16 protein-coding genes are annotated in these 19,930 nt (G+C 70.6%); 9 read left to right on the forward strand and 7 right to left on the reverse strand.

All coding sequences use genetic code 11. The features are described from left to right. Positions 1-543: 543 nt before the first annotated feature. The 4 genes from OWM54_RS26950 to tpx are packed head-to-tail and all read left to right on the forward strand — an operon-like array spanning position 544 to position 3,946. A complete protein-coding gene (locus OWM54_RS26950; RefSeq protein ID WP_267699348.1) occupies positions 544-1,914 on the forward strand; it encodes a phosphomannomutase/phosphoglucomutase in 1,371 nt (456 codons plus the stop codon). Next, positions 1,911-2,462 (forward strand): NADPH-dependent FMN reductase, encoded by a 552-nt coding sequence (locus OWM54_RS26955; RefSeq protein WP_267699349.1) that lies wholly within the window; start codon positions 1,911-1,913, stop codon positions 2,460-2,462. The genes OWM54_RS26950 and OWM54_RS26955 overlap by 4 nt, the downstream gene beginning before the upstream one ends. Before the next feature lie 14 nt (positions 2,463-2,476). After that, positions 2,477-3,409, forward strand: a complete 933-nt coding sequence (locus OWM54_RS26960; RefSeq protein ID WP_267699350.1) for an ROK family protein — start codon at positions 2,477-2,479, stop codon at positions 3,407-3,409. 18 nt (positions 3,410-3,427) lie between these two features. Continuing rightward, positions 3,428-3,946 (forward strand): thiol peroxidase, encoded by a 519-nt coding sequence (tpx, locus tag OWM54_RS26965; protein ID WP_223747000.1) that lies wholly within the window; start codon positions 3,428-3,430, stop codon positions 3,944-3,946. A 30-nt stretch (positions 3,947-3,976) separates the two neighbouring features. Here the strand turns inward: tpx and OWM54_RS26970 are convergent, their stop codons facing one another. Then, positions 3,977-4,381 carry a hypothetical protein gene (locus OWM54_RS26970; RefSeq protein ID WP_267699351.1) on the reverse strand — a complete coding sequence of 135 codons (405 nt, stop codon included), beginning with the start codon at positions 4,379-4,381 and terminating at the stop codon, positions 3,977-3,979. A gap of 134 nt (positions 4,382-4,515) precedes the next feature. Here OWM54_RS26970 and OWM54_RS26975 point away from each other — a divergent pair, with 134 nt between their 5' ends. Next, complete coding sequence (locus OWM54_RS26975) at positions 4,516-5,325, forward strand: helix-turn-helix domain-containing protein (protein WP_267699352.1); 810 nt, start codon at positions 4,516-4,518, stop codon at positions 5,323-5,325. Positions 5,326-5,388: 63 nt separating this feature from the next. Here the strand turns inward: OWM54_RS26975 and OWM54_RS26980 are convergent, their stop codons facing one another. Genes OWM54_RS26980 through OWM54_RS26990 form a run of 3 tightly spaced genes read right to left on the reverse strand, consistent with a single transcriptional unit; the run spans position 5,389 to position 8,139 of the window. After that, positions 5,389-5,937: a M23 family metallopeptidase gene (locus OWM54_RS26980; RefSeq protein ID WP_223782648.1), complete on the reverse strand. Its 549-nt coding sequence runs from the start codon at positions 5,935-5,937 to the stop codon at positions 5,389-5,391. 52 nt (positions 5,938-5,989) lie between these two features. Further along, the gene (locus OWM54_RS26985; RefSeq protein WP_267699353.1) at positions 5,990-6,976 is read right to left on the reverse strand and encodes a HEAT repeat domain-containing protein; all 987 of its coding nucleotides are present in this window, start codon (positions 6,974-6,976) and stop codon (positions 5,990-5,992) included. Further along, a complete protein-coding gene (locus tag OWM54_RS26990) occupies positions 6,976-8,139 on the reverse strand; it encodes a HEAT repeat domain-containing protein (protein ID WP_267699354.1) in 1,164 nt (387 codons plus the stop codon). The genes OWM54_RS26985 and OWM54_RS26990 overlap by 1 nt, the downstream gene beginning before the upstream one ends. A gap of 183 nt (positions 8,140-8,322) precedes the next feature. On the opposite strand from OWM54_RS26990, the gene OWM54_RS26995 reads away from it, so the two are divergent. Further along, complete coding sequence (locus OWM54_RS26995) at positions 8,323-11,175, forward strand: cation-translocating P-type ATPase (protein WP_267699355.1); 2,853 nt, start codon at positions 8,323-8,325, stop codon at positions 11,173-11,175. Between the two features lie 3 nt (positions 11,176-11,178). Here OWM54_RS26995 and OWM54_RS27000 read toward each other — a convergent pair whose 3' ends face one another. Together OWM54_RS27000 and OWM54_RS27005 are read right to left on the reverse strand one after the other, a co-directional pair. Beyond that, entirely contained in the window at positions 11,179-12,096 is a 918-nt protein-coding gene (locus OWM54_RS27000; RefSeq protein WP_267699356.1) for a DUF547 domain-containing protein, read from the reverse strand. Positions 12,097-12,156: 60 nt separating this feature from the next. Further along, the gene (locus OWM54_RS27005) at positions 12,157-13,248 is read right to left on the reverse strand and encodes a Gfo/Idh/MocA family protein (protein ID WP_267699357.1); all 1,092 of its coding nucleotides are present in this window, start codon (positions 13,246-13,248) and stop codon (positions 12,157-12,159) included. Between the two features lie 199 nt (positions 13,249-13,447). On the opposite strand from OWM54_RS27005, the gene OWM54_RS27010 reads away from it, so the two are divergent. The 3 genes from OWM54_RS27010 to OWM54_RS27020 all read left to right on the forward strand — a co-directional run bounded on the left by OWM54_RS27010 (position 13,448) and on the right by OWM54_RS27020 (position 18,117). Further along, the gene (locus OWM54_RS27010; protein WP_267699358.1) at positions 13,448-14,059 is read left to right on the forward strand and encodes a TetR/AcrR family transcriptional regulator; all 612 of its coding nucleotides are present in this window, start codon (positions 13,448-13,450) and stop codon (positions 14,057-14,059) included. Positions 14,060-14,154: 95 nt separating this feature from the next. Next, positions 14,155-17,346: a TonB-dependent receptor gene (locus OWM54_RS27015; RefSeq protein ID WP_267699359.1), complete on the forward strand. Its 3,192-nt coding sequence runs from the start codon at positions 14,155-14,157 to the stop codon at positions 17,344-17,346. Positions 17,347-17,373: 27 nt separating this feature from the next. Continuing rightward, positions 17,374-18,117: a hypothetical protein gene (locus tag OWM54_RS27020; protein ID WP_267699360.1), complete on the forward strand. Its 744-nt coding sequence runs from the start codon at positions 17,374-17,376 to the stop codon at positions 18,115-18,117. 324 nt (positions 18,118-18,441) lie between these two features. On the opposite strand, the gene OWM54_RS27025 is transcribed toward OWM54_RS27020, so the two are convergent. Continuing rightward, complete coding sequence (locus OWM54_RS27025; RefSeq protein WP_267699361.1) at positions 18,442-19,770, reverse strand: right-handed parallel beta-helix repeat-containing protein; 1,329 nt, start codon at positions 19,768-19,770, stop codon at positions 18,442-18,444. Positions 19,771-19,930: the final 160 nt, after the last annotated feature.

Below are 19,930 nucleotides of genomic sequence, written 5' to 3' on the forward strand. Positions count from 1 at the left end.
GTGTTCCGGAGGGGTGCCCCCAGCGGAGCGAGGGTGCGGAGGTCACCGCGTACCGAAGGCACGCGTGTTCCGGAGGGGGTGCCCCCAGCGGAGCGTGAGCGCCGTGGACTCAGGTCCGGCCTCTACCGAGGCCGTGCTCGTGACCCTGGCGATACGGCGAGCACGCACTCGGGCCTCACCGAGGCAGCGCTCGTGGCCTGGGAGAGGCCGCTGGCACGCGCTCGGACGCCGCGCCGTCGAGGCGGGGCCCACCCGAACTTCTCCGACCCATGAGGGCTCGCCTGGAGGGCGTTCGCCGCAGGAGGCCGGTCCGACTGGAGCGCTCGCCTCCCTCGACAGAGGGAGCCCGGAGCCCCGGTCGCCCCACAGCCGGGCGGGTGTGGGGGTTGATTGGCACCCCAGGGATTCACAGGGGCGCCGAGGGAGCATCGTTCAGCAGCCCGCGCAGGCCCCCTGTCGGGTGCCGGGAACCGTTGCGCTCGTGTAGAGTCCGCCGCCCTCTGTCATGCCCTCCGGTTCCAGGAGGAGGGCGGGGACACCTTCATGAACGCGCATATCTTCCGCGAGTACGACATCCGGGGTCTGGTGGACAAGGACCTCACGGCCGAAGTGGTGGAGCTGCTGGGCAAGGGCCTGGGCACCATCATCCGCCGCAACGGCGGCCGCTTCATCGCCGTGGGCCGCGACTGCCGCGAGTCCTCCACCCGCTTCCGAGACTCGCTCTGTGCCGGCCTGACGTCCACGGGCCTCAACGTCTTCGACGTGGGCGTGGTGCCCACGCCGCTGACCTACTTCGCCGCCAACACCCTGCCGGTGGATGGCCTGGCCATGATTACCGGCAGCCACAACCCGCCCGAGTACAACGGCTTCAAGATTGGCGCGGGCAAGACGACCTTCCACAGCCACGAAATCCAGGCCCTGCGCCGCCTCATCGAGGCGCGGGACTTCGAGGTCTCGAATACGCCCGGCACCGTGACGCCGTACGACATCATCACCCCCTACAACCACTTCGTCCGCCAGACGGTGAAGGTGGGCCGCAAGGGGATGAAGATCGTCATCGACGCGGGCAACGGCACCGGCGGCGCCATCGCCGTCCCCCTGTTCGAGTCCATGGGCTTCGACGTGGTGCCCCTGTTCTGCGAGATGGACGCGACGTTCCCCAACCACCACCCGGACCCCACCGTGGTGGAGAACCTCCAGGACCTCATCGCCGCGGTGAAGCGCGAGAAGGCCGAGGTGGGCATCGCTTACGATGGTGACAGCGACCGCATCGGCGTCATCGACGACCAGGGCAACATCCTCTGGGGCGACCAGCTCATGGTCCTCTTCAGCCGCTACGTCCTCAAGGACAGCCCGGGCGCGGCCATCGTCGGCGAGGTCAAGTGCAGCTACACGCTGTACGACGACATCGCCAAGCGCGGCGGCAAGCCCGTGATGTGGAAGGCGGGCCACTCGCTCATCAAGGCGAAGATGAAGGAGGAGCACGCGGAGCTGGCCGGCGAGATGAGCGGCCACATCTTCTTCAAGAACCGCTACTTCGGCTTCGACGACGCGGTGTACTCGTCCGCGCGCCTGCTCGAAATCCTCACCCACGAGAAGCAGAAGATGTCGGAGCTGCTCGCGGACGTGCCGAAGACCTACGCCAGCCCCGAGCTGCGCTTCGACACGAAGGAGGAGAAGAAGTTCGAGATGGTCAAGCGCGCCACGGAGACGCTGCGCGCGGCGGGCCACGACATCATCGACGTGGACGGCGTGCGCGTGACGTTCCCCGACGGCTGGGGCCTCATCCGCGCCTCCAACACCCAGCCCATCCTGGTGCTGCGCTTCGAGGCCAACACGCCCGAGCGCCTCAAGGAGATCCAGGCCCTCATCGAGGGCACCGTGGCCCAGGTGCAGCGTGAGGTGGGAGGGTGAGCGCGCCTCGAATCCTGGCCATCGCGGGCAGCCTGCGCACCGGCGGCTTCAACCAGAAGCTCCTGGCGCTGGCCGTCGAGAAGGCCCGCGCGCTCGGCGCCGACGTGGACGTGGTGGACCTCAAGACGCTGGGCGTGCCGTTCTACGACGGCGACGTGGAGGCCCAGGGCCTGCCCCCGAGCGTCGTCGCCCTGCGTGAGCGGGTGGCGAAGGCCCAGGGCATCCTGCTCTCGAGCCCCGAGTACAACTCGTCGATTCCAGGCGGCCTGAAGAACGCCATCGACTGGGCGTCGCGTGCGCCCGGCCGGCTGTTCCAGGGCAAGTGGACGGCCATCATGGGCGCAAGCCCCGGCAACTTCGGCACCGCGCGCATGCAGCCGCACCTGCGGCAGGTGATGTCGTCGGTGGGCGCGCTGGTGCTGCCCACGCAGGTGCACCTGGCGCGGGCCGCGGAGGCCTTCACGCCGGAGGGCCGGTTCAAGGACGACGCGCGGCAGCAGGAAGTCGAGGCGCTGGTGACCGAACTGGTCCAGCGCGTGAAAGGCTAGAGGGGAACACCGCCATGCCGACGCTGGGAATCGACCTGGGGGGGACGTTCGCTCGAGCCGCCGTGGTGGACGAGGCGGGGAAGCTGCTCGCGTCGACCAAGGTGGCGCTCGCCGAGCGCAGCCCGTCCGGGGTGGTGGAGACCATCGCCCAGGCCGCCTCCGAAGCGGTGCGGTCCGCGGGTGTGCCGGTGGACGCCTGCGGCGTGGGCGCGGCCGCGCAGATCCACAAGGACTCCGGGGTGCTGTCGGTGGCCCCCAACCTGGGCTGGCGCAACGTGCCCCTGGGCAAGATGCTCACGGACCGGCTGAAGCAGCCGGTGAAGGTGGTGAACGACCTGTCCGCCGCCGCGTGGGGTGAGCTGCACGCGGGCGCGGGCCGTGGCGCGCAGGACCTGCTGGTGGTGTTCGTCGGCTCGGGCGTGGGCAGCGCCATCATCGCCGGCGGGCGCCTCCTGGAGGGCGCGGGCGGGGTGGCGGCCGAGCTGGGCCACATCAAGGTCGTCCCCGACGGGCGGCGCTGCGGCTGCGGCGAGCAGGGCTGCCTGGAGGCGTACGCCGGCGGCCACAACCTCATCGCCCAGTCGAAGGAGCTGCTCGTCGCGGGCCGCGCTCCGCTGCTCGCGAAGCTCGTGGAGAACGACGCCTCCCGGCTGACCCCGGTGTCGCTGGAAGAGGCGGCGGAAGCAGGCGACGAGGCCGCTCGGGAGGTGTATGAGCGGGCCGCGCGTTTCCTGGCGCTGGCGGTGGCCAACCAGGTGACGGTGTTGAACCCGGCCAGGCTCATTCTCGGGGGTGGGGTGTTGAACCACTGCCCTGGGATGCGGCGCCGGGTGTTGGACGGTGTGAGGGCGTGGGCGTCCCAGACGTCCCGCGAGGGGTTGCTCATCGCCGACGCGGAGCTCGGCGACGACAGCGGCCTCATTGGTGCGGCACTGCTGGCCGCGTGACGTGAGAGGAGTGCAGTGATGGCCGAGTTCAAGGACCAGGTCACCTACCGCGGCAAGCCGGTGACGCTGGAGGGCGACGGGCAGGTGCAGGTGGGCGACCTCGCGCCCGACTTCACCGTGTACAAGGGCTTCTACGAGTCCCACCGCCTGTCGGAGCTCAAGGGGCAGGTGGTGGTGTTGAGCGTGGCGCCGAGCGTGGACACCAAGGTCTGCGCCATCCAGCTGCGCATGTTCAACCAGCAGGCGACGCAGCTGGGGCCGGACGTGAAGGTCTGGTACCTGAGCCTGGATTTGCCCTTCGCCCTCAACCGCTTCAGCGCGGCCGAGGGCATCCAGAACGTGGCGGTGCTCTCGGACTACAAGGACCGGGACTTCGCGCGGAAGTACGGGCTGTACATGAAGGAGCTGGGCCTCCTGGCGCGCAGCACCTTCGTGGTGGACCGCGAGGGCCGGGTGGTGTTCCGCGAAATCGTCCCGGAGATGATGCACGAGCCGGACTACGACGCCGCGCTGGAGGCGGTGCGCAAGGCGCTCTGAGGCGCGCCTCGCGCCGCGCTCGACGCACGCTCAGGCGGGCACCATGCGGGCCTGCTTGAGGGCCATCAGCTCCAGGCAGCTGAAGGCGGCCACGGCCACGGCCTGCACCACGGTGAAGGCCACGCCCCAGACGGTGGGCTGCACCCAGCCCGTGGCGAGCAGCGCCAGGCTGTCCACCGTCCACAGCACGTTGGCGCCGATGATGGCCCAGACGAGCCCCCGGGGGACGAGGGGCCGGTTGGCCAGGAACACGAGCAGCGCGGCGAAGGGCAGCAGGCTGAAGCCCGCCGAGCGCAGCAGTGTGACGGGCAGGCCGAGCAGCTCGCTCAGGGGCTGGGCGGCGAAGAACATCAGGGCCCCGGTGGCGCCGCTGATGAGGCCGTCGGCGAGCAGGATGTGGCCCAGGAAGGTACGCGACGCGGGAATGGCGCTCATGGCTGTGTCCTTGGAATGCGGCGCCGGGGAAATCCCGCCGCCGTCTGGGGACACACATTGCGCGTGGGCGGTGCGCGGGTCGATTACGCGGGAGGTAATGGGCAGGCTTCCCCGTTGTTCCTAGGGTCAGGGGCATGATGATGCCGAGCCGTCCGGTGGGAGAGTTGCTGCGCGAGTGGCGTCAGCGCCGCAGCCTGAGTCAGTTGGACCTGGCGTGCCGCGCGGAGGTGTCCGCCCGCCACGTGAGCTTCCTGGAGACGGGGCGCTCCACGCCGAGCCGGGACATGCTGCTGCACCTGGCCGAGGAGCTGGACGTGCCGCTGCGCGAGCGCAACACGCTGCTCGTGGCGGCGGGCTTCGCGCCCGTCTACTCGGAGAACGAGCTGGACGGGCCGCGCATGACGGCGGCGCGCGAGGCGGTGGAGCTGGTGCTCTCCGGACACGAGCCGTACCCGGCGCTCGCGGTGGACCGGCACTGGCACCTCGTCACGGCCAACCGCGCGGTGGGTGTGCTCCTGGAGGGCATCCCCGGCGAGCTGCTCCAGCCGCCCATCAACGTGCTCCGCCTGAGCCTGCACCCGGACGGCCTGGGCCGGCGCATCCTCAACCTGGAGCAGTGGCGCGCGCACGTGCTGGCCAGGCTGCAGCGGCAGGTGTCGGCCACCGCGGACGCGACGCTGGCGGCGCTGCTCGACGAGCTGCGAGGGATGGGGCCGGTGCCGAGCCACGCGGCCGAGCCGGACTACGCGGGCGTGGTGGTGCCGCTTCGCATCATGACGCCCCGGGGCGTGCTGGCCTTCATCGGCACGACGACGGTGTTCGGCACGCCGGTGGACGTCACCCTGGCGGAGCTGGCGATTGAGTCCTTCTTCCCCGCGGACGCGGCGACGGGGGAAATCCTGCGCCGGGCCGCCGCCGAGGCCCCGCGGCGCTCCGACGCGTGAAACAAGGACGCCCCGCCTCGGCCATAGGGAAACCGGAGCGGGGCGCGGGTTTGGGGACTGCGACTACAGCGTGGGCGTACCCACGCGATTGCTGCAATACGCACTGGAGCCGCACGTGGTGCCGACGCTGGTGTACCAGGCCGTCTTGCGGGTGCCGTACTGGCGGTTGTCCGCGTGCACGTGCGCGCCGGTGGAGTTGCCCGTGGAGCCCACCAGGCCCAGCGCGCAGCGGTCGCACGTCTTGGAGCCGGAGGACACGTTGGAGTTCAGGTGGAGCTGGCGGAAGTCCCAGCCGCTGCCGCCGGTGACGACGTAGTAGTTGCCCGCGCCGCCGTTGCAGCTGGTGCCGCCGCTGCAGTTGTTCGCACAGCCGCCGTAGTAGGCGTAGTAGCGGCTGACGTTGATCATCCCGCGGTGGTTCCACACGCTGCACGTGCCATTGCTCATGTCGAGCGCGTTGTGGCTGCTGCCCGAGCACGAGTAGTACGTCGTGGAGCCCACGCGCGCGGCCGTGTCACAGATGGGACCGACGGCCGTCGCCGACGACGCGCTCGTGGACCACCCCGTCACGGCCAAGGCCACCGTGGCCAACATCCACTTCAATGCCTTCATGGAACTGCCTCCTCTGGTTGTTTCGCTGCGGCACTGCCCGGTGATGCAGGGGTCACCTCCTCAGCCGCTGCTTCTCGCGCAGCAGCAGGTGCCACTCCTGGAGGTTGAGCTTCAGCGCGGACAGCCACGCGTCGATTTCAGGGTCCATGCGCGGGTCCACGCCGCGCAGCGACTCCAGCAGGGGCCGCGCGGAGGCCTGGCCCAGCCGGGCGATGCCCTCGAGCGCCGCCTTGCGCACCGCCGGATTCGTGTCCCCGCGGAAGGCCTCCACCAGCGCGCGCCGCGCCCCCGCTGACTCCGCTCCCGGCGCGCCTCCCAGCGCCGTCGCCGCCGCCGCGCGCAGCTCCGGGGACTCGGCCTTCAGGTGCCGGGTGACGCGCTCCACCGTCTCGTGGCCCACGGCCTCCATGGACACCTCGCCCAAGAGCCTCGCCGCCACCGCGGGGTCCTCGGCCGCCGACGCCACCGCCACCGTCGTCTCCGACACCGTGCGGTCATGGCCCGAGTACACCTGTGCGCTCTCCGCCAGCAGGTTGTCGGCCACCGCCTGGCGCACCTCCGGGGAGCTGTCGCGCACCAGCTGCTCGTACGTCACCACGCCGCCGTTCTTCGCCATGAACTCCACGGAGGGCGTGGCCCTGAGGGCCCGCACCGCCGCCGCGCGCGCCGCCGGGTCCGCGTCTCCCGCGGCCCGGGCCAGCAGCGGCTGCACCAGTCCGGGCGACTCCGCGTGACTCGCCTTCGTGGCCAGCGCCGCGCCCAGGGCCTCCAGCACCTCCGGCTGGTGCTCGCGCTCCAGCGCGGCCTGCAGCTCCCCGGCGGGCATGGCCAGCGCCGCCTCCCGCAGCCGCGCCTTCACGTAGTGCTTCAGCGCGGGCGAGCCGTCCTTCATCGCCGCGCGCACGTCGCGGAGCATCGTCTCCACCGAGCACGTCTCGGGCGTCAAGAGCGGCGCGGCCGCGCTCGCCGGCCCCGCCGCGCCCAGGAGGAAGGACACCAGGAGCCCACGCCCCCATCGCTTGTTCATGAGGGCAGGCATCAGTGCGGCGCTCCTTCCTCGACGAGGCACGCGTGGTGCTCGCCCTTGCCCAGCCAGATGCGGGCGAAGTCCACGGTGCCGGAGGCGTACAGCTGCTGGAACTCGGTGTAGTCGCGCTGGAAGCGCGGGTCCTTCGCGGCGAGCCTCGCCAGCATCGGCAGCGCTCCCTCTCCCGCGGCGCGCACGGCGAAGCGGAAGATGGCCCAGCGCACGCAGACGTCGTGCTCCTTGTCGAACGCCGCCTCGTAGATTTTCAGCGCCTGCTCGGGCTCGCGCGTGACGCCCAGCCGGAAGGCGGCCATCTCCCGCACGTCGCGCTCGCGGTCCGTGGTGAGGATGTGCTCCAGCTCGTCGAAGGACTCCGGGCCGATGAGCGGGTCGGAGTACGACGGCATCTCCAGCGCGAGCAGCCGCACCGCCATGTCGTCCGAGGTGCCGGCGATGGAGAGCAGCTCCTTCCAGTACGGCGCATGGGTGCCCGTGCGCTCGAAGTCCTCCTTCATCACCCGGCCCATCGTGCGCGTGGCCACCCACGCGGTGGAGTCCGCCGTCTCGTCCAGGGCCACCGCCTTGAGCCGCGCCAGGTCCCCGGGCGACAGCCGCCGCTGCGTCTCCAGGGCGTCCAGCGCCGCCGAGCGGTTCTGCGTCGGCAGGCTCTTGTCCTCGCCCATCCCCAGGAGCGCCGCCGACACCTTCGCGTCGTGCACGGCCGGCGCCGCCTTCACGGCCTCCAGGTAGAGCCCCAGCTCCGGGGGGCTGGCCTGCTTCGCCCACTCGATGACCTGCAGCGCGCGCCCCGCGTCCTGCCCCACCAGCTCCGTCAGGCGCTCCTGGAGGTAGGTCGCCAGCAGGTTGTCGCGGTGCCCCACCGCCACCCCCAGCGCCGCGCGCAGCGCGTCCAGCGAGGTCTCCTTGTCCAGCGCCCTCAGGCCATCCCAGCACCCGGGCATCGGCAGCTGCTCCACCGCGGGCGTCGGCTCCGCGGACGGCGGCACCCCCGAGGGCATGCCCACCATGACGCCGCTGGAGGTGGGCGGCCTCGCGGCGCTCGCGGCGGGGGCGGATTCATTCGAGGAGGCAGACAGGCCTCGGGTCAGCAGCGCGACGACCGAGGCCACCAGCACCACCCCCAACAGGACCACACCGGACTTTTTGGAGTTCATCAGGACGAAGTCGAGAAGCTCGTGATTCCTTTAATTCTTGATTACTTGGAAATCGCGAGCCAGGCAACGGCTTTGTCACGGCCGCGACGCGTCGCCTGCCTCCTGCGAGGGCGGGCGTGGGGCGCGGGCCTGGGGCGGACATAGCTTGAGGGAAGAGAGCTGGTTGCTGACTGGGGGAGTCGAATGCGCGAGCCGCCACCCGCCGCGTCCGGCGTCGAGGACGCACGTGAGCCCGCTTCGGGAGCGGTGCCCTGGCATGCCCTGCCGGTCGAGCGGGCCTTCGAGCGACTGGAGAGTGGACCGTCAGGGCTGACGGACGAGCAGGCGCGGGAGCGGCTCTCCCGTCACGGGCCCAACGTCCTGGAGCGACAGAAGGGTGAGGGGCCGCTGAAGCTGCTGTGGCGACAGGTGAACAGTCCGTTCATCTGGGTGCTCATCGTGTCGGCGGTGTTGGCGGTGGTGATGGGCAAGGTGACGGACGGGCTGGTGGTGGCCGCCGTGGTGGTGCTCAACACGCTCATCGGCTTCGTGCAGGAGTTCCGTGCGGGCAAGGCCATCGAGGCGCTCAGCCGGATGGTGCCGCAGAACGCGACGGTGGTGCGCGCGGGCCACAAGCGCGCGGTGCCCGCCGCGGAGCTGGTGCCCGGGGACGTGGTGGAGATTGCCGCCGGGGACAAGGTGCCCGCGGACATGCGGCTGGTGGGCTCCAGGAACCTCCAGGTGGAGGAGGCCGCGCTCACGGGCGAGTCCGTGCCGGCGGCGAAGCAGCCCTCGGTGGTGGAGGAGGACGCGGAGCTGGGGGACAGGACGAGCGTCGTCTTCGGAGGCACGCTGGTGACGTCGGGGGTGGGGCAGGCGGTGGTCGTCGCGACGGGAGGCGCCACGCAGCTGGGGCGCATCTCGGAGATGTTGAGCGAAGCCACCGACTTGCAGACGCCGCTGACGAAGGCGCTCGCGAGCATCGCCAAGGTCATCACCGTGGCCATCCTCGTCGTGTCGGTGCTGCTGCTCGGGGTGGGGCTGTGGCGCGGGTATGACCTGAGCGAGGCGGTGGTGGTGGCCATCACCCTGGCGGTGGCGGCGATTCCGGAGGGACTGCCCGCCATCGTCACCATCGCCCTGGCCATCGGCGTGCAGCGCATGGCGGCCCGGCGCGCGGTCATCCGCAAGCTGCCCGCGGTGGAGACGCTGGGCAGCACCACCGTCATCTGCTCGGACAAGACGGGCACGCTCACGCGCAACGAGATGACGGTGCAGGCCCTGTGGACCCCGACGGGGCGCTACACCATCACCGGCGTGGGGTACGCCCCCCGGGGCGAGCTGCGCCGCGACGGGCCGGCGCTCAGCGAGTCGCTCCTGCCCGACGACGCGAAGGAGCTGCTGCTCGCGGGCGCGCTGTGCAACGACGCGGCGCTGGAGGGCGGTGACGGCGACTGGCGGATGACGGGCGACCCGACGGAGGGCGCGCTGGTGGTGGCGGCGGAGAAGGCGGGCCTGCGCGTGGAGGAGTCCCGCTCGCGCTTCACCCGCGTGGACGCCATCCCGTTCGAGTCGGAGAACCAGTTCATGGCCACGCTGCACGACGACGGCCGCGCGGGCCGCGTGGTGCTCCTCAAGGGCGCGCCCGAGGTCGTCCTGGCGCGCTGCGAACTGGACGGCGCGGCGTCACGTGAGGCGGTGCTGGAGGAAGTGGAGCGGCTGGCGCGGCGGGGCATGCGCGTGCTCGCGGTGGCGTCGCGGCAGGTGCCCGAGGCGAAGGACGCCCTGGCGCTCGAGGACGTCGAGGGCGGGCTGGAGCTGCTGGGCCTGCAGGGGATGATGGACCCTCCGCGCGAGGAGGCCATCGAGGCGGTGCGTGCCTGTCACGAGGCGGGCATCGTCGTGAAGATGATCACGGGCGACCACCTGGCGACGGCGGAGGCCATCGGCGCGAAGCTGGGTCTTCAAGAGGCGGGGATGCCGGGCGTCGCGGGCGCGAAGCTGGGGGCGCTGGACGACGCGCAGCTGGCGCACGTGGCCGAGAGCACGAACGTCTTCGCGCGCGTGGCGCCGGAGCACAAGCTGCGCCTGGTGCGCGCGCTCCAGGGCCGAGGGCACGTGGTGGCGATGACGGGCGACGGGGTGAATGACGCGCCCGCGCTCAAGCAGGCGAACATCGGCGTGGCGATGGGAATCACCGGCACGGCGGTGTCCAAGGAGGCGGCGGACGTCGTCCTGACGGATGACAACTTCGCCTCCATCGCGGCGGCGGTGGAGGAGGGGCGGCGCGTCTACGACAACCTCATCAAGTCGCTCGCCTTCGTGCTGCCCACCAACCTGGGGCTCGCGCTCATCCTGCTGTGCGGCGTGGCGTTCTTCCCCATCCAGGACATCGGCGGGAGGGCGGTGCCGCTGATGGCGATGCTGCCCACGCAGTTGCTGTGGATCAACCTGGTGGCCACGGTGTCGCTCGCGCTGCCGCTGGCGTTCGAGGCGCGCGAGTCGGACGTGATGCGCCGCAGGCCGCGCCGTCCGGACGCGCCGGTGCTCAGCCACTTCGTGGTGATGCGCACGGGGCTGGTCGCGCTGCTCATGGCGGCGGGGGCCATCGGCCTGTTCCTCTGGGAGTACTCGCGCGAGCTGCCGGCGGTGGGGCACGCGCGGGCGCTGGCCGAGGCGCAGACGATGGCGGTGAACACCGTCATCAGCTTCCAGATTTTCTACATGGTGATGTGCCGCACGCTCACGGGCTCCGTGCGCAAGGTGGGCCTGTTCAGCAACCCCACGGTGTTCATGGGCATCGGCGCGCTGGTGCTGCTGCAGCTCGCGTTCATGTACGTGCCCTTCATGCGGAGCATCTTCGGAACGGCGCCCCTGTCGCTGGAGGCCATCGGCCTGTCCGTGCTGGTGGGCGCGGTGGTGCTGCCCGCCGTCGGCCTGGAGAAGTGGCTGCGAGGGCGCAAGGACGGCGGCCCCGTGCAGCGGCCCCGCGCCCGGAAGCGGGAGGACGAGGACCACACGCCGCCACCCGGCAGACGCGAGCGGCTGCCCGCGTAGGCGTCAGCGCTCCGAGCGGACCTCGCGCGCCGCCGCATCCGGGAGCGCGGGGTCCTCCGGCTCGTACACGATGTGGCAGCGGTCCAGCTTCGGCCCGCAGGCGTGGTCCAGGTCCGCTCGCGTGTCGCAGCCGGGACGCTCCTCGCAGGTGTCCGGCAGGAACGCCCAGACGAACTGGAGCACGTTGCCCCGGCGTCCCTCGGGCAGCGCGGCGAGGAAGTCCTCGCGCCAGGTCTCGAACAGCTTCGCCAGGTGCACCGTGTCGCGGTCCAGGCGCACGTGGCGCTTGTCGCCCACGAACCGGCGGCTGGCCTCGTTGAGCTGCGCGTCGAGGAACTCGGGCTGGAAGTGGGTGCTGTCCATGCGAGGCCCGCCGCGCGTGGCCTGGAACAGCGCCAGGTGGATGCGCGGGTCGGCGTACTCCCGGGCGAGGATGCGGTGGTGCAGCGACCACAGCGTCATGCGCCGCCCGCCCACCGGCCACGAGCGTCCCCAATAGAAGCGCCCGAGCAGCGGCCCGTGCACGCTCTCCAGATAGGGATACCCATCCACCACCTGCTGGAGCACCAGCGCGTGGTAGGCATTGAGCCAGAAGGCCAGCGCGTCCTCCGACGTCGGGAAGACGTCCGGACGGTTGTGCGGCGAGAACGACGCCAGCGATTCGACGAACCGGTCCAGCTCCGCGCGCTCGCGGCCGATGGAGGAGAAGTCCACATCCCCATCCGCGCGCACGTGCCGGAGCACCTTCTCGTAGCCCTGATAGTGGAAGGGCTCCGACGCGGACGGGACGGAGGCCGGCAGCAGGCCCTGCACATACAGCGCGGCCAGGGCGACCAGCGTGCTCGCGACGGCGAACACCACGGCGGGCACCAGGAGGCGGCGGCGGGAGGGCAGGGGAGCGTCCACGGGAGCGCGCAGCATAGACCAGTGCCGCGCCGTCCCGCTGCGGTCCACCGCTCTCCCGCCAGGAGGGTGGCCCGCCTACAACGTCCGACGCTGTCCCGACGCCGAGGACTCCGCGAAGGTGTCCAGTACCCGATGCAGCTTCAGCGCATACGCGAAGTCGGGCGCCAGCGACGTGCCCTCGTCCCAGTCCCGGGCGAAGGCCGTGTAGAGCTGGCCCGTCTGGTACGCGTCATCCGTGAGCGAGCCCTGTGGCCCCCAGACGTAATGCTCCGGCGTCGGCAGCGGCTGGAGCGGCTGGTCGTCGCCCCGCGCGCCGGACACCTTCAGGTCGTGTGACAGGTACAGGTCTCCCTCCGTGCCGGTGAAGGTGGCGCCGATGACGCCGCCGTTGCGCTTGCCCGCCTCGATGTGCGCGGACAGCAGCGCGCCGCTCGCCAGCGTTCCGCTCACCAGCACCTGGTCCGGCGCGGTGACGGGGATGACCTCGCCCGTCTCAATCAACGTCGTCTGCTCCAACTGCCGGGCCACGAGCGCGGACGCGCTCCGCAGGTCCCCCACCGCGGACAGCACCGTGTCCAGGAAGTGCGCGGTGATGGTGGCCAGCGTGTTGGCGCCCTGCGTGGCGTCCGCCGTGTAGCCGTAGGCCTTGGGCCGCCGGTGTCCGAGCATCGACGTGGTGACCTGCAGCGACACCGAGCGCAGCCGCCCCAGGTACCCCTCCTGGAGCAGGTCCTTCAGGTAGCGCACCCCGGGCGCCAGCCGCCGCTGCAATCCGATGACGGTGCGCACCCCCGCCCGCCGGGCCAGCGCCTCCAGCTCCGTCGTCTCCGCCAGCGACGCGCCCAGGGGCCACTCGCAGAACACGTGCTTCTTCGCGGCGAGCGCGGCGCGCACCAGCTTCGCGTGCTCGGCCGCCCGCACCGACACCACCACCAGGTCCACCTCCGGATGCGTCACCAGCGGCTCCGCGCTGGCGAAGGCGTGCGGCACGTCGAAGCGGCGCGCCGTCTCGTCCGCGCTCTCTTGCCGCGTGGTGCTCACCGCCGTGACGTGGAAGCGCGGCAGCGTCTGCAACGCGGGCAGGTGCGCATACGTCGCCCAGCCCCACTGGGGGCTCGCCCCGATGATGCCCACCCGAATCCGGTCCGACGTGCTCGTCCTGCGCATGGCCTCACTCCCTCGGGAGGACCCGGGCGACGCTCCTCCTCGCCCACCCAGGTCCTCGTCGCCCACCAAGCTAGCGGCCGTCCTATTGTCCTTCAAGACGACTGGTCATATTGAGTGAAAACCGCCCTGGAATCATGGGGTTGGTGGAACCAGGGGGCCCTTTTTGACGACCCGGGACGCGGGGCCGTAAAAGGGGCCGATGCCGAGAGCCAGTGTTCGCGACAGGCTGCTCGCCGCCGGTCTGGAGACGCTGCGCACGCAGGGCTTCAACGGCTGCGGCGTCCAGGACATCACCGACGCGGCGGGCGTGCCGAAGGGGTCCTTCTACAACCACTTCGACAGCAAGGAGGCGCTGGGCGCGGCGGTGGTGGACCAGTACATGCGCGCGAGCACGCAGGATTTGTCACTGCTCCAGGACACCGGGCGCACGCCGCTGCGACGGCTGCGCGACTACTTCGCCCAGCAGGTGGAGCGGCTCGTCGAGGGCCGCTTCGAGTGCGGCTGCCTGTTGGCCAACTTCGCCGCGGAGCTGGCCGACCACAGCCCCCTCATCCGCGAGCGCGTCGCCGCCTCCTTCACTGAGTGGGCCTCCCACCTCGAGCACGTCCTGCGCGAGGCCCAGGCCTCGGGCGAGGTGGCCCCGGACGTCGCGCCGGAAATGCTCGCCACCTTCATGCTCGGCGCGTGGGAGGGCGCCGTGCTGCGCAGCCGCGTGGAGAAGGGCCGCGCCCCGCTGGACGCCTTCCTGCGCCTCGCCTTCGACCGCTCCCTGGAGCAGGGGACTCCGGCCTGTTCCCGCCCGTCCGGGTGACGCTTCTTGACGCGCTGTCCTGGTTGATTGGGGATTGTTGCTTTCTCGCGTCTTGAGACAGAGTGCCCTCCGGAATCAAAGGGAGGGAGTCAGCTTTGTCCATACGTGTGGGTCTCGCCCGCGGGGTGTGTCTCGCGGTCCTGCTCTGTGGCGCCGGAGCGTTCGCTCAAGGCGTCTCGGTCATCACCGGCACCATCACCAGCGCGGAGGACAAGAAGGCGCTGGGGGACGCGGTGGTGACGGCCACCTCGCCGAAGCTGCAGGGTGAGCGGGTGGTGGTCTCGGATGCGAGCGGCCTGTATCGCATCCCGCAACTGCCGCCGGGCACGTACACGCTGCGCGTGGAGCGCGAGGGCTTCGAGCCCTTCGTGCGTCCGGACATCGTGCTGCGGCTGGACCGCACCATCCGGGTGAACATCCAGCTGCTGCCCTCGGCGTTCGGCGAGGAGATCTCCATCAGCGCGGCGCCCACGCTGGACGTGGGCTCGAGCACGCAGGGCATGAGCGTGGACGCGGACTTCCTGCGCAACGTGGCGGTCATCCGCCCGGGCAGCAAGGGCTCCGCGTCGCGCTCGTTCGAGTCGCTGGCGGAGCTGGCGCCCGGCGCGGTGGAGGACCGCTACGGCGTGAGCGTCAGCGGCAGCAGCTCCCCGGAGAGCCAGTACGTGGTGGATGGCCTGTCGGTGAACGACCCGGGCGTGGGCACGCTGGGCACGCCGCTGTCGGTGGAGTTCGTCCAGGAGGTCAACGTCATCACCGGCGGCTACATGCCCGAGTACGGCCGCTCCACGGGCGGCGTGCTCAACGTCGTCACCAAGTCGGGCTCCAACGAGTTCCACGGCTCGGTGTTCGCGAACATGGCGCCGGGGGCGCTGCAACGCGAGGGCCCCTGGGTGCGACAGGAGGGCTCCGTCATCTCCGCGCAAGGCCAGCCCTGGAACCAGGGCGACTTCGGCTTCGATTTCGGCGGCCCCATCCTCAAGGACAGGCTCTGGTTCTACGCGGGCGTGGCGCCGTCGTTCAATCGCATCCGCGTGGACCGGCAGCTCAGCCGGCTGGAGTACTGTGGTCCCGACAATCCGAGCTGCGGCGGACCGAACGATCGCGACAAGGACCCGGAGACGGGCTTCGGGCTGGTGACGCCCATCGAGGGCACTCGCACCACGCGCTTCGCGGACGAGCGCTCGCTCCAGTACATGACCAAGCTGACGTACCTCTTCAATCCGGACCACAACTTGTCGGTGTCGGTGTTCGGCACGCCGCGCTCCTCGGGAGGCGCGGGCAAGTTCTCCTATAGCGATGACGGTGACCCGGAGGTGTGCACGGGCCTTGCCTGCACCGGCTTCGTGCAGGGGTCCTACGAATCCATCGCCACGCGGCGCAGCAACGGCGTGATGGACATCGTCGCCAAGCAGTCCTCGTCCTTCTTCGGCAAGACGCTCCTGGTCGACGCGACGGCCGGTTGGCACCACCAGGCGGACAGCATCCTGCCGTCGGATGGCTCGGGCCTCTTGTCCCCCACGGGCCTGGCCGCGGAGCCGAACGTCTCCTGGCGCCGTACGAGCAATCCCGGCCCGCGCTCCATCACCGACTTCGAGACGCTGCCGGACCCGTCTGTCTGTGGCACCACGCCGGAGGAACAGCGGCTCTACTGTCCCGTCAGGACCTACTCCACCGGGGGGCCTGGCACCATCAGCGAGCAGGAACTGGACCGCTTCCAGGGCAAGGTGATGGGCACCCTCCTGGTCCAGGCACTCGGCCACCACATCATCAAGGCGGGCTTCGACGCGGAGCGGATGAGCTTCTACAACCACCGCGCGCGCACGGGCGGCGCCCCCTGGCAGGAGTGCGCCAACGGCCGCTGCTTCTTCACGCTCAACCAGTACGGCTATCTCGAGGGGCCGGACCAGCCGGTGTTCCTGGCGAGCAAGGAGGGCACGTCCACGTCGGTGACGATGGGCGGCTTCATCCAGGACAGCTGGTCCATCCTGGACAAGGTGACGCTCAACGCGGGCCTGCGCTACGACGTGCAGACCATCCGGGGGCTGGACGACAAGGTGGGCCTGTACCTGCCCAACCAGTGGTCGCCGCGCGTGGGGCTCATCTACGACTTCACCCAGCAGGGACGCTCGAAGCTGTTCGTCAACTTCGCGCGCTTCTTCGAGAACGTGCCGTTGGATTTGGCGGACCTGTCCTTCCCGCAGCAGCAGCTCCTGTCGGCCACGTACGGTGCGGAGAACTGCGTGCCGAGCGACCGGGAGTCACGGCTCACGGGCTGCATGGCGCCGGGCAACCGTCAGACCATCGGCAGCCGGGAGGGGCCGAACCAGCGCTGGGACGCGCAGGGTGGAGACCGCGTGCCGGTGGACCCGAACATCCGCGCGCAGTCCGCGGACGAAATCATGGTGGGTGGTGAGTACGAGGTGCTGCTCGGCCGCTTCGGCCTGACGTACACCCGGCGCGTGCTCAACGACGTCATCGAGGACATGAGCCGCGATGACGGCAACACCTTCTTCCTGGGCAACCCGGGCAAGGGGTTCTCGACGGACTTCCCCGAGGCGAAGCGCCACTACGACGCGGTGAACGTGTACTACCAGAAGGCGTTCACCGACGGCTGGCTGGCCCAGGCCAGCTACACGTGGTCCAAGCTGCGCGGCAACTACTCGGGTCTGTTCCGCGCGGACACCGGTCAGCTGTCGCCCAACCTCACGCGCGACTTCGACCTGGTGTCGCTGACCACCAACCGCGACGGTCCGCTGCCGGGGGACCGCACGCACTCGTTCAAGGCGTTCGGCGCGCGGGAGTTCAACCTGACGCGCACGACGAGCCTGAACGTGGGTGGTGGCTATCGGAGCCGCTCGGGCACGCCGCTCAACTATCTGGGCGCGCATCCCCGGCGCAGCGGCTCGGAGACGTTCATCCTGCCGCGAGGCAGCGCGGGTCGGCTGCCGTGGGTGCACAACATCGATACCCGCGTGAGCGTGAACCAGAAGCTGAGCGGCGACTATGTGCTGAGCATGTCGCTGGACGTGTTCAACGTCTTCAACTTCCAGCAGTACACGGCGGTGGACCAGACGCTGACGAATACGCGGGTCTATGCCATCGAGCAGGGGGGCAAGCCCGCGGACCTGTCGGCGTGCCTCGTCGCCAACAACCCGGACTGCAAGGTCATCTCGACGGCGACGAACCTGCCCATCGTCCCCGCGGACATCAACCCCAACTTCAAGCGTCCCACGGCCTACCAGGCGCCGCGCTCCGTGCGGCTGGGCGCGAAGCTGACGTTCTAGGCGCTCGCCATGAAAGGACATCTGCCAATGATTCGTGGAATGGGATGGGGCGCGCTGGCGGCGCTGGTGCTCGCGGGCTGTGGGGTGGAGGACCCGGAGGCGCAGTGTGTGGTGGCGCGGGCCGTGACGGACGGCTCCATCGGCTCGTTCGCCACGGTGTACACGCTGCTGCCGGGACAGAACCCCGACCTGCAGTGCGCGCGGTTGGCGCCGGAGGCGGTGGGGATGCAGAAGTACTTCAGCCAGGACCCCAAGGCGCCGGACACGGTGGCGCTGCGCAGCGCGCGGATGGGGAAGCTGCTGGTGGACTTCAAGGACCGGCCGGACCTGGATGCGTCGCACACGCCGTACTCGGTGGGGCCGTTGGCCAGCGAGGGGCCGGGGGCGGACAATTTCTGCGACGTGCCGCAGTTGTCGACGACGCGGCTGGAGGTGCCGGCGACGGACACGCTGCCCGCGCAGAGCTTCGCGTACGAGTGGTCCAACCTGCGCATCTACAACACGCCGGGCATCCCGGGGACGCAGTTCAAGGCGGACCTGCGCTACTCGGAGAACGGGTGCACGGCGACGTACCAGGCCAAGGGCATCTGGCCGGTGGTGAGCTGCGCCACCGCGGGCAAGCCGGACGACGTGAAGTGCGACCCGTACCCGGACTTCGAGGCGGGCCGCCTGCGTGGCTCGGGTATCAATCCCGTGTTCCCGGTGAAGTGTGACCCCGTCGCGCTCATCTGCGTGCTCACGGGGGAAGTGCCGTCCGACGAGACGCCCTGAGCGAGCGTCGAGCCCCTTCCCGCTTCTGTGGATTGAAGCGGGGAGGGGGCGTGGCTCCTTGCGCGGCGGCCTGCGCGGAAGGGGCGCTGGTGAGTGAGTGTCAGGCGAGCTGACGCCGCGTGCGTCGAGTCCGTCCTGCTCCGTGCGTTGGCGCGAGCTGCAAGAGCCTCTCCGCGAGAAGACGCCCCGAGGGCCGAGTCCCTTCCTGCGCTGCACGTCGCTGCAAGCGGAAGGGGCGCGCCGGTGAGCGGCCTTCAGGCGAGAGATGCCGGGCTCGGTCTCGCCGAGTCCAGGCTCGCTCGGGACAGTCGAACGGGTGGGCTCCTACTGGAGTGGGGTGGACTTCTGGTCCACGCCCGACACGCGGCGCCACTGCGCGAGGCTGCGGGTCTCCTCGGGGTCGGCCTTGAAGGTGCCCTCGGCGGCGTACTGGTTGCCGTCCATCTTCAGGCCGGGGCGGTGCTTGCCCAGTCGCACCAGGTGCCGACCCTGGATGGAGTTGCCGCGCACGGTGAGGTTCTCGCTGGGCGCGCCGTTGGAGCCCAGCCCGAGCATCATCCCGAAGCCCTCCGTGTCGGAGATGGTGTTGCCCACCACCGTCACGTCGCGCGAGTTCTCCACGCGGATGCCCGCGCCGTCGCTGCCGCCGCTCTGGGTGATGCCCTTGATGGTGTTGCCGCGCACCACGACGTTGGCGGGGCTGGGCTGGTTCCCCTCGCGCGAGCCGCCCACCGCGATGCCGCGTCCCGCGTCGGAGATGCGGTTGCCCTCGATGCGCACGTTCCGCGCGGAGAAGTGGACGACGACGGCCTCGCCCGCCGACGTGGGAGACTTGCGGAAGCCGTACATCGTGTTGTCACGGATGACGACGTCGTGGCACGTCTTGATGTCCACGGCGTTCTCGTCGTTGTCGTGGAGTTGGTTGCCCTCGATGACCACGTTGCGCGCGGGCGCCTGACCCTTGCGGTCCGGCAGCAGGCACTGCACCGAGTCGCCCGAGTTCCCGTGGATGTCATTGCCGCGCACGGTGATGTTCCGCGACGTGGCCTGGATGACCACGCCGTGCGAGTCGCCCTTGGGCGCCCGGCGGAAATCGTGGATGTGGTTGTTCTCGATGAGCACGTCGCGCGCGCCACCGTGCGTCGCGACGCCGGCGCCCAGCGTGCCGTGGTGGATGTGGCAGCCGGTGAGCACCGCGCCGGTGGTGTCGCCCTCGAAGAGGACGGCGAAGCGCGGCTGCCCGCGCACGTCGATCTCGAAGCCCTCGATGACCCAGTGGGGCTTTCGCACCTGCACCAGCGTGCCGCCACGCGCCGTCGGAATGATGCGGGGCTTGCCCTCGCCCAGCAGCGTGATGGGCGCGTTCGGCTTGCCGGCCTTCACGGCGGGGCCATCGATGAAGACGCCCTCGGCGTACTCACCTGCCTGGACGCGGATGACCTCGCCGGGACCCGCGTTGCGCACCGCGCGGCCGATGGTCCGGAACGGGGCGCGCTTCGTCCCCGCGGCCATGTCGTTGCCCGAGGGGCTCACGTACCACTCGCGGGTGAAGCGGCGGGGACGCGGGGAGGAGGCCTTCGCGACGCTCTCCTGGCTGCCCTGCTCCCGGGCACTCGGGGGCTCTGCCGCCCATGCGGGCGTCGTGGCCCACATGGCGCAGGCAAGGCCCCATCCCAGTGTTCGCTGGCCGACCCTCATCCCCATCCCCTTCCGCACGAGACCGTCCCCAAGGTGCGCACGATGGCGCCCTGGGGAAGCGGGGCGAGGTGGGAGTTGTGCGCCCTGGCGAGCGAGGCGCCGGGACGGAGGACTC

Origin of the sequence: Myxococcus sp. MISCRS1 (assembly GCF_026626605.1) — a bacterium.
GTDB classification, from domain to species: Bacteria; Myxococcota; Myxococcia; order Myxococcales; family Myxococcaceae; genus Myxococcus; species Myxococcus fulvus.